This is a genomic window from Escherichia sp. S10b (genome assembly GCF_028421345.1).
Taxonomy (GTDB): Bacteria; Pseudomonadota; Gammaproteobacteria; order Enterobacterales; family Enterobacteriaceae; genus ECMA0423.
On the sequence record NZ_JAHZSO010000159.1, the window covers coordinates 126308 to 135207 of the forward strand.

Sequence of the window (8900 nt, forward strand, 5' to 3'; positions counted from 1 at the left end):
TGCTGTTTTGTTATTTAAATGTTGTAATTTTGTGTTTTATATTTGCGTTAAGAAATTAAACCTGCCAAATAATAATATTTTTGGCAGGTTTAATAATAAATTAATAATTATTTAAGCGCATTTATTGAATAAACATTCATGGCATAAACCGATACCCAATACCGGTTTCAGTAATGAAATGGCGGGGGCGAGCGGGATCCTGTTCCAGTTTTTGTCGCAGATGTCCCATATAAATACGCAAATAGTGACTGTGTTCGACCGCGTTTGGCCCCCACACCTGATTGAGTAACTGGCGCTGGGTGAGCACTTTCCCGGCATTATTCAGCAGCACCGCCAGCAGGCGGAACTCAATCGGCGTGAGATGCACCTCTTCCTCACCCCGGTGAATCACGCGGGCGGCTAAATCGACGGTAACATCGGAAAATTTCACCAGCGGATCGGGCGCGGCGGTGGCGGAGTGGCGGCGTAAAGCGACGCGCAGACGGGCCTGCAATTCGCCAATGCCAAACGGCTTACTCAGATAATCATCCGCTCCGGCATCCAGCGCGGCGATTTTGTCGCTCTCTTCGCTGCGTGCGGAAAGCACAATCACCGGCACCGCGCTCCACTGGCGCAGGTCGCGGATAAACTCAATCCCATCACCATCGGGCAGGCCGAGATCGAGAATAATCAAATCTGGCTTACGGGTAGCCGCTTCCAGCAAGCCGCGTTGCAGCGTTTCGGCCTCATAGACGCGCATCCCGTCGCCCTCCAGCGCCGTGCGCAGAAAGCGACGAATAGCCTGTTCATCTTCAACAATCAGAACGTTTGTCACATATCCTCATGAAAGTCTTCAAGTTCAGGAGCGGTTTGCTGGGGAAGTGTAACACGAAAACAGGCACCACCTTCCGGTCGGTTGAACGCGGTAATAGTGCCCCCGTGTACATCCACTATCGCCCGACAAATTGCCAGTCCAAGCCCTACCCCCGGTACTGCCGACTCTTTATTCCCGCGAGCAAACTTATCAAATATCGTCTGCTCCTGGCCTGGCGGAAGACCGGGGCCGTTATCCCAGACATCCAGTTGTAGATTTTCGCCCTCAACGTGGGCATCGATACCAATTTCGGCCTGCGCACCCGCATATTTCACCGCGTTCTCCAGCAGATTAATCAGCACCCGTTCAAAGAGTGGCCCGTCAACGTGGATTAAGGTCAGCGGTTCTGGCAGAGAAAGATTGATGGGCGACGATAAACCCGGTTCCAGCATTTGCAGCGCGCTGCCGACTACTTCTTCCAGCGTTAACCACTCTTTCTTCAAATTAAAGCCGCCGGACTGAATTCGCGCCATATCCAGTAGATTATTCACCAGTCGGGTAGTGTTCAGCACATGCTGACGAATCTCGCTGGCCTGGCGGGCGTGGGGCGATCCTTCGCTTGCCAGATCGAGCGTTAAGATTTCTGCCTGACCAAACAGCACCGTAAGCGGCGTGCGTAAATCATGCGAAAGCGCCGCCAGCAGGGCGTTGCGGATCTGTTCACGTTCGCTTGCCATCCGCGCCTGTTCTTCACTGGCGGTCAGCGTCAGCCGCTCAAACGCATTGGCGACTAACAGCGTAAACGTCTCTAGCAGGCGCTGCTGCTCCGGGATCATCAACTGACGCAGATTCCCCGGTTCCACCACCACCAGTCCGTAGGTTTTCTCGCCGCTTTTTAGCGGCAAAATCTGGTACGGCACGCCGGGTAACGTGTCGGTGCCCGCACCCGCAGGCAGGCCTTTATCAAAACTCCACTGCGCGATGGCATCGTCCCATGGCGTCATTCCTTGCGGATGTGTTAACGGCTGCAATTTACCGTTGTCATCGGGCAACAACACCTGACTGCGGGCATGAAACGTGGAGGCAATAAATTGTTCGCTGGTGGCGGCGATGTCCTGCGGACTGCGGCCCACCGCCAGAGCTTTCGACATTTCATATAAGTGCCGTGTGCGTTGCTCGCGGTAACGGGCTACCCGCGCCTGATAACGCACACCCGCAGTAAGGTTCCCGATCACCAGCCCGACGGTTAACATCACCGCGAAGGTCAGCAGATATTGCACATCAGAGACAGCGAGCGTGCCGCGTGGGGCGATAAAAAAGAGATCGAAACTCACCACATTAATGACGGTAGCAACCACCGAAGGCCAGCGTCCATAAAATAGCGCCACCACCACCACGCCAAGCAGATACAGCATCACCAGGTTGGCGGCATCAAACGCCATCAGCCACTGCATGGCAATTAAAGTGATAACGGCGCATAACGCGGCGGCAACCACGCATCCCTGAATCTGTACCCGCCACTTGTCTTTAAAAGAGCGGCTATCCGGCGCGTTGTTAATCGTGCGGGCGGGTGGTTCATCAAGCGCGACCAGCACCTGATCGAGATCGGGGGCGATGCGCGCCAGTCGGTCAGCAAACGTTTCCCGACGCCACCAGCGGCGCGAGGCCGGGCGACCGAGAATAATCTTGCCGAGATTATGTTCACGGGCATAACGCACTACTGCTTTTTCTTCCGCTGGATCAGAAAGTGTAGCCGTCTCCGCGCCCAGCTCCTGCGCCAGACGTAAGGCGCTGAGAATTGCCCGACGTTTTTTTTCCGGTAAGCGATGCAGGGCAGGGGTTTCAACATACACCGCGTGCCAGACGCTACCAAGGCGCGAGGCCAACCGCGCCGCCGCGCGGACCAGTTTCTCACTGCCGGTGTTATGCCCGATGCATAAAAGGATCGCGTCGCGCGTGTGCCACACTTTCTCTTCACCAGGATGCCCCCGCCAGGCGCGCATTTGCTCATCTACGCGATCGGCAGTACGGCGCAGTGCCAGTTCACGCAGGGCGATCAGATTGCCTTTGCGGAAAAAATGTTCAATGGCGCGCTCCGCCTGCCCGGCAATATAGACTTTGCCTTCTTTCAGCCGCTGGCGCAGATCGTCCGGGGGCAAGTCCACCAGCACTACGTCGTCGGCGGCATCGAAAAAAGGATCGGGCACGGTTTCCCGTACCTGAATTCCGGTGACGCCGCTGACCACATCATTCAGACTTTCCAGATGCTGAACGTTGACGGTTGTGAAAACATCAATGCCAGCTTCCAGCAGTTCTTCGATATCCTGCCAGCGTTTAGGATGACGAGAACCTGGCGCATTACTGTGCGCCAGTTCGTCCATTAAGATCAGCGCCGGACGGCGGGCGAGGGCGGCATCGAGATCAAACTCGCTGATATGCCGCCCACGGTACGCCTGGCGTTTGGGCGGCAGAACAGCCAGCCCTTCAAGCATGGCGGCGGTATCTTTCCGCCCATGGGTTTCTACCACGCCAACCACAATATCCAGCCCTTGCGCCCGCAGTCGCTGGGCTTCTGCCAGCATCGCCCAGGTCTTCCCGACGCCTGCACAGGCACCGAAGAAAACTTTCAGCTTCCCCCGATGCGGCGCGGCAGTTTGTTCCAGCAGACGATCGGGGTCGGGACGTAAGGGTTCGTTATTCATCAAGTTTATCCAGCGCCAGATTGAGTTCAACAATGTTGACGACCGGCTGGCCGATATATTTCACCAGCGGTTGTTGGCTGTATTTTGCGATCAGTTGCGTGAGCTGTTCAACGCTGAGATTACGCGCTTTCGCCACGCGTGGGATTTGCCAGACCGCCGCTTGCGGGGTGATATTATTGTCCAGCCCGCTTGCCGATGCCGTCACCAGTTCAACCGGAACGTTCGTACTGGCATCCGGGTTAGCGGCCCGTAATGCAGCAACGCGTGCGGCTATTTGTTTATCCAGCTCAGGGTTACTGACCGCCAGATTGCTCCCGCCAGAAGCCTGTGGATTATAGGGCATTTCTGCCGTTGCCGACGGGCGACCCTGAAAATAGCCGTTGCCGGTAAAATTCTGCCCGATTAATGCCGAACCCCGCACCGTATCACCTTCACGAATCAACGAACCGTTGGCCTGCCAGGGAAACCACCATTGCCCCAGCACGGTGGTCAGCAGCGGGTAAACGCCGCCAGTAATCAATAACAGAAAGATAAATGTCGATAATGCCGGACGTAAGCCACGCATGGTAAACCTCACACCAGACCGCAAACGGTCAGCAGTAAATCAATGACTTTGATACCAATAAACGGCACCAGCAGCCCACCCAGACCGTAAATCCATAAGTTACGGCGCAACATGGCAGAAGCGGTAAGCGGTTTATAACTCACGCCTTTTAACGCCAGAGGAATCAAAAAGACGATAATCAAGGCGTTGAAAATGACCGCACTGAGAATGGCGGAGTCGGGCGAATGAAGGCGCATGATGTTCAGCGCATTTAACTGCGGATACGTTGCCGCGAACGCCGCCGGAATAATGGCGAAGTATTTCGCCACATCGTTGGCAATGCTGAAGGTGGTCAGCGAGCCACGGGTCATCAGCATCTGTTTGCCAATATGTACCACCTCGATCAACTTGGTCGGGTTAGAGTCGAGATCGACCATATTGCCCGCTTCTTTCGCCGCCTGAGTACCGGAGTTCATCGCCACCGCGACATCTGCCTGCGCCAGCGCCGGAGCATCGTTGGTGCCGTCGCCGGTCATCGCCACCAAACGGCCTTCCGCCTGATACTGACGAATCAATGCCAGCTTGGCCTCCGGTGTCGCTTCGGCGAGAAAATCATCGACGCCCGCTTCCGCAGCAATGGCGGCGGCAGTCAGACGGTTATCGCCGGTAATCATCACCGTTTTAATGCCCATTTGGCGCAGTTGCGCGAAGCGCTCTTTAATACCGCCTTTGACGATATCTTTCAGCGCAATAACGCCCAGCACACGAGAACCTTCCACCACCACCAGCGGCGTGGCTCCCTGACGCGCAACCTGATCGACTTTTTGATCAACATCGGTAGGGAAGTGACCACCGTTAGCCTCAACATGGCGACGAATGGCATCGACAGAACCTTTACGGATCATGCGGTTGTCGATGTTGATCCCGCTCATCCGGCTTTGCGCAGTAAACGGTACAAAGGTGGCATGGAGCGACTGCACATCGCGCTCGCGCAGGTTAAAACGCTGCTTGGCGAGGATCACAATACTGCGGCCTTCCGGCGTTTCATCAGCCAGCGAAGCCAGTTGTGCGGCGTCAGCCAGCGTTTTTTCATCCACGCCCTGCGCGGGGATAAACTCCGACGCCTGACGGTTACCGAGTGTGATGGTGCCGGTTTTATCCAGTAGCAGAACGTCAACGTCACCTGCCGCTTCAACTGCACGTCCGCTGGTGGCAATCACATTCGCGCCTAGCATCCGGCTCATCCCGGCGACGCCGATCGCTGACAACAGGCCGCCAATAGTGGTTGGGATCAGACAGACCAGCAGCGCCACCAGTACCGTTACACTCACGGCATTACCGCCCCACGCGGAAAACGGCCACAGCGTGGCGGTTGCCAGTAAAAAGACGATGGTCAGAGCAATCAGCAGGATAGTCAGGGCAATCTCGTTCGGTGTTTTGCGTCGCTGTGCGCCTTCCACCATCGCGATCATCCGATCCAGAAATGTCTCACCGGGGTTAACGCTACACTCAATCACCAGCCAGTCAGAAAGAATACGCGTGCCGCCGGTGACGGAGGCAAAATCGCCGCCGGATTCACGGATCACCGGTGCCGATTCCCCGGTGATGGCGCTTTCATCGACCGATGCGCCGCCTTCAATGACTTCACCATCGCAGGGGATAATATCGCCAGCTTCTACCAGCACGATGTCACCTTTACGCAGTTGATCGGCAGGAACTTTGTCCGCCGCAGCGCCATATTTCGGCTCACGCAGCTTGCGGGCAAAGGCAGTTTTTTTCACCCCTTTAAGACTGTTGGCCTGCGCTTTACTGCGGCCTTCTGCCAGCGCCTCGGCGAAATTAGCGAACAGTACGGTGACCCACAGCCAGCCGCTAATTGCCGCGCTAAACAGCGCATTGCCAGGCATCGCACCGCTTGCCATCGCGATGCTAATACAGGTGGTCAGCAGACTGCCGATCCAGACGATAAACATCACCGGATTGCGCCATTGCGCCTGCGGGTTTAATTTTTTCACCGCTTCTTTCAGCGCCTGAACGACAAGTGTTGGTTCGAATAGCGCCAGTTGTTTACGACTCATATTCAGTGCTCACTCAATATCATCAGGAGAGATATTCCGCCACCGGACCAAGCGCCAGGGCAGGGATAAAGGTCAGTGCGCCAACCAGCAACACGGTGCCGATTAACAGGCCAACAAACAGCGGGCCGTGCGTTGGCAGCGTGCCGGAGCTGGCGGGTTGGCTCTTTTTACTCACCAGCGAACCGGCAATTGCCATCACCGGGATAATCACCCCGAAGCGACCGACAAACATGCAGAACGCCAGTAAACAGTTCCAGAACGGGGAGTTGGCGCTTAATCCGGCAAAGGCGCTGCCGTTGTTGTTAGCGGCGGATGACACGGCGTACAGCACTTCGCTAAAACCATGCGGGCCAGGGTTGAGCATGGCGCTACGTCCGGCGTCGGTCATCATTGCCAGCGCCGCGCCCATCAGCACCAGCGTCGGGGTAACCAGAATCGCCAGTGCAGTCAGTTTCATCTCGCGTACGTCGATTTTTTTACCCAGATATTCCGGTGTACGACCAATCATCAGCCCGGCAATAAACACCGCCAGCAGGACAAACAGCATCATGCCGTAAAGACCAGAACCGACACCGCCGAACACCACTTCACCAATTTGCATCAGCCACATCGGCACCATGCCACCGAGAGCGGTAAACGAATCATGCATCGCAATCACCGCGCCACAGGAAGCCGCCGTAGTCACGACCGCAAACAGGCTACTGACCAGCACGCCGAAACGGCTCTCTTTACCTTCCATATTGATGCTGCTGTCTGCGCCGAGCGCCAGCAGATGAGGATTACCCTGAACTTCTGCCCACATCACCACGCCTACGCAGATGACAAAAATCACTGACATCGCCCACAGCAACATGCGCCCCTGGCGGCGATCGCCCGTCACTTCACTAAAGGCAAAGCACAGCGCCGTTGGGATCAAGAAGATCGCCAGCATCTGCACGAAGTTGGTCAGTGCGGTTGGGTTTTCAAACGGATGCGACGAGTTGGCATTAAAGAAGCCACCGCCGTTAGTACCGAGCATCTTGATCGCTTCCTGAGAAGCTACAGGCCCCATGGGTAACAGCTGTTGCGCTCCTTCAACGGTATTCACAGCCTGATAAGGCTGAAAGTTTTGCAGCGCACCTTGTTGAATAAAAAACAGTGCGATCAACAACGCCACAGGGACGAGCACCCATAACGTGATGCGTAGCAGATCGACCCAGGCATTCCCGAGTGTGCTCATGCTCTGGCGGGTAAACGCACGGATGAGGGCAAAAATCACCGCAATCCCGCTGGCGGCAGAAAGAAAGTTTTGCACCGTTAAGCCAGCCATCTGGCTGAAATAGCTCAACGTGGTTTCACCGCTGTAAGATTGCCAGTTGGTATTCGTGACAAAGCTGACGGCGGTATTCAGCGCCAGATCCCACGACAGCCCCGGCAACTGCTGTGGATTAAGCGGCAGATAGTGCTGACCGAGCAACATAAAAAACAGCACCGCCAGCCCCAGCATGTTCAGGCCGAGAATGGCACAAAGATATTGCTTCCAGTTCATCTCACGGTCAGAGACGCCAAGTGCGCGAAAAAGTACGCGCTCAACGCCCGTTGTACCGGGAAGAGGAATGTCATTAATCAGCCGCGCCAGCCCGCTGCCTAAAGGACGCGCCAGCACCATTAACACCAGTAAAAACGTGGCGATCAGTAAGAACCCTTGCGCAGCCATCAGAACGCCTCCGCATTGATCAGGGCATAAACCAGATAACCCAGTAATAAAAACACCAGCAATACGCCGGTTATCACGCCTGCACTCACAGTGCACCTCCAGTGGCCTAAAAGTGATACCGGAAGGGTAGAATTCTGGCTGCAAAGATTTCGCAAAAATCTGCGGGCGGGGTGTAAAAAAAGTATAAAAATGGCAAAAGCCATGATTTAACTAATGTTTAGTATTAATTTAACTTTTGTGTAACTTAATTACAGGATGAATGTAAATAAACCATCAATAAGCAAAAATAAGTGGTCGGATGAGTAGTAAAATTACACAAAAGGCGGTACTATTTTCATCAGATAAACAAATTCATTTTTCCGGTGCCATTCACCGGGTAGATACAAAAGGGGGAGAAAAGTATGGAACTCTACAGAGAATATCCTGCATGGCTTATCTTTTTACGCCGTACTTATGCGGTTGCAGCGGGCGTTCTGGCGCTGCCTTTCATGCTTTTCTGGAAAGACCGCGCCCGCTTTTACAGCTACCTGCATCGCGTCTGGTCGAAAACCAGCGATAAACCGGTGTGGATGGATCAGGCCGAAAAGGCAACTGGTGATTTTTATTGATTGCTGAGTTTTGAATACATTGAAAACCGCCAGCGGAAACGCTGGCGGTTTTTTGTATCAGGAAGATGTTCAGAGGAATATTTAGACATCGTTATACCAATCGAAACATATATTCATGAAATATATATAAATATTTTCCTAATTGTTCTTATCTGACAGATATCTCACTTAAGGCTTTCTTATAAATCTGTAGGGTTTTGCCTGGAAGCAGACAAATAACCCGATAAAACAAGGATGAGCAGATGAGCGGAAAACCGGCAGCGCGTCAGGGCGACATGACGCAGTATGGCGGTAGCATTGTCCAGGGTTCAGCCGGGGTGCGCATCGGTGCCCCCACCGGCGTGGCCTGTTCGGTGTGCCCCGGCGGAGTGACGTCCGGCCATCCGGTCAATCCCCTGCTCGGTGCAAAGGTCCTTCCCGGTGAAACCGACATCGCCCTGCCCGCCCCGCTGCCGTTCATCCTCTCCCGCACCTACAGC

The 8900-nt window shown here is 54.7% G+C and carries 8 protein-coding genes; 2 read left to right on the forward strand and 6 right to left on the reverse strand.

Annotated features, from left to right (window positions below; all coding sequences use genetic code 11):
• Positions 1–136: 136 nt before the first annotated feature.
• From kdpE to kdpF, 6 genes are read right to left on the reverse strand one after another with little or no spacing between them, the layout of a single operon-like run.
• On the reverse strand, positions 137–814 hold the full coding sequence (kdpE, locus tag FTE26_RS10980; RefSeq protein WP_000186103.1) for a two-component system response regulator KdpE: 678 nt from the start codon (positions 812–814) through the stop codon (positions 137–139).
• On the reverse strand, positions 811–3495 hold the full coding sequence (gene kdpD / locus FTE26_RS10985) for a two-component system sensor histidine kinase KdpD (RefSeq protein WP_001297245.1): 2685 nt from the start codon (positions 3493–3495) through the stop codon (positions 811–813). Before kdpD ends, kdpE begins: the two co-directional genes overlap by 4 nt.
• Positions 3488–4060 carry a K(+)-transporting ATPase subunit C gene (gene kdpC, locus FTE26_RS10990; protein ID WP_001297248.1) on the reverse strand — a complete coding sequence of 191 codons (573 nt, stop codon included), beginning with the start codon at positions 4058–4060 and terminating at the stop codon, positions 3488–3490. Before kdpC ends, kdpD begins: the two co-directional genes overlap by 8 nt.
• Positions 4061–4068: 8 nt before the next feature.
• Positions 4069–6117 (reverse strand): potassium-transporting ATPase subunit KdpB, encoded by a 2049-nt coding sequence (kdpB, locus tag FTE26_RS10995; protein WP_000087970.1) that lies wholly within the window; start codon positions 6115–6117, stop codon positions 4069–4071.
• A 22-nt stretch (positions 6118–6139) separates the two neighbouring features.
• Positions 6140–7813, reverse strand: a complete 1674-nt coding sequence (gene kdpA / locus FTE26_RS11000; RefSeq protein WP_000741139.1) for a potassium-transporting ATPase subunit KdpA — start codon at positions 7811–7813, stop codon at positions 6140–6142.
• Positions 7813–7902 (reverse strand): K(+)-transporting ATPase subunit F, encoded by a 90-nt coding sequence (gene kdpF, locus FTE26_RS11005; RefSeq protein ID WP_001272653.1) that lies wholly within the window; start codon positions 7900–7902, stop codon positions 7813–7815. Before kdpF ends, kdpA begins: the two co-directional genes overlap by 1 nt.
• Before the next feature lie 312 nt (positions 7903–8214).
• On the opposite strand from kdpF, the gene FTE26_RS11010 reads away from it, so the two are divergent.
• Together FTE26_RS11010 and FTE26_RS11015 are read left to right on the forward strand one after the other, a co-directional pair.
• On the forward strand, positions 8215–8421 hold the full coding sequence (locus FTE26_RS11010) for a YbfA family protein (RefSeq protein ID WP_000424924.1): 207 nt from the start codon (positions 8215–8217) through the stop codon (positions 8419–8421).
• Positions 8422–8663: 242 nt separating this feature from the next.
• Positions 8664–8900: DUF6531 domain-containing protein (locus FTE26_RS11015; RefSeq protein WP_032311837.1), on the forward strand; the 237-nt coding region annotated here is incomplete at its 3' end.

What these genes read in the sequence shown, in the direction of transcription:
- kdpD (WP_001297245.1), bottom strand. Translation starts at nt 3,495, where the DNA reads ATGAATAACGAACCCTTACGTCCCGACCCCGATCGTCTGCTGGAACAA.
- kdpC (WP_001297248.1), bottom strand. Translation starts at nt 4,060, where the DNA reads ATGCGTGGCTTACGTCCGGCATTATCGACATTTATCTTTCTGTTATTG.
- kdpB (WP_000087970.1), bottom strand. Translation starts at nt 6,117, where the DNA reads ATGAGTCGTAAACAACTGGCGCTATTCGAACCAACACTTGTCGTTCAG.
- kdpA (WP_000741139.1), bottom strand. Translation starts at nt 7,813, where the DNA reads ATGGCTGCGCAAGGGTTCTTACTGATCGCCACGTTTTTACTGGTGTTA.
- FTE26_RS11010 (WP_000424924.1), top strand. Translation starts at nt 8,215, where the DNA reads ATGGAACTCTACAGAGAATATCCTGCATGGCTTATCTTTTTACGCCGT.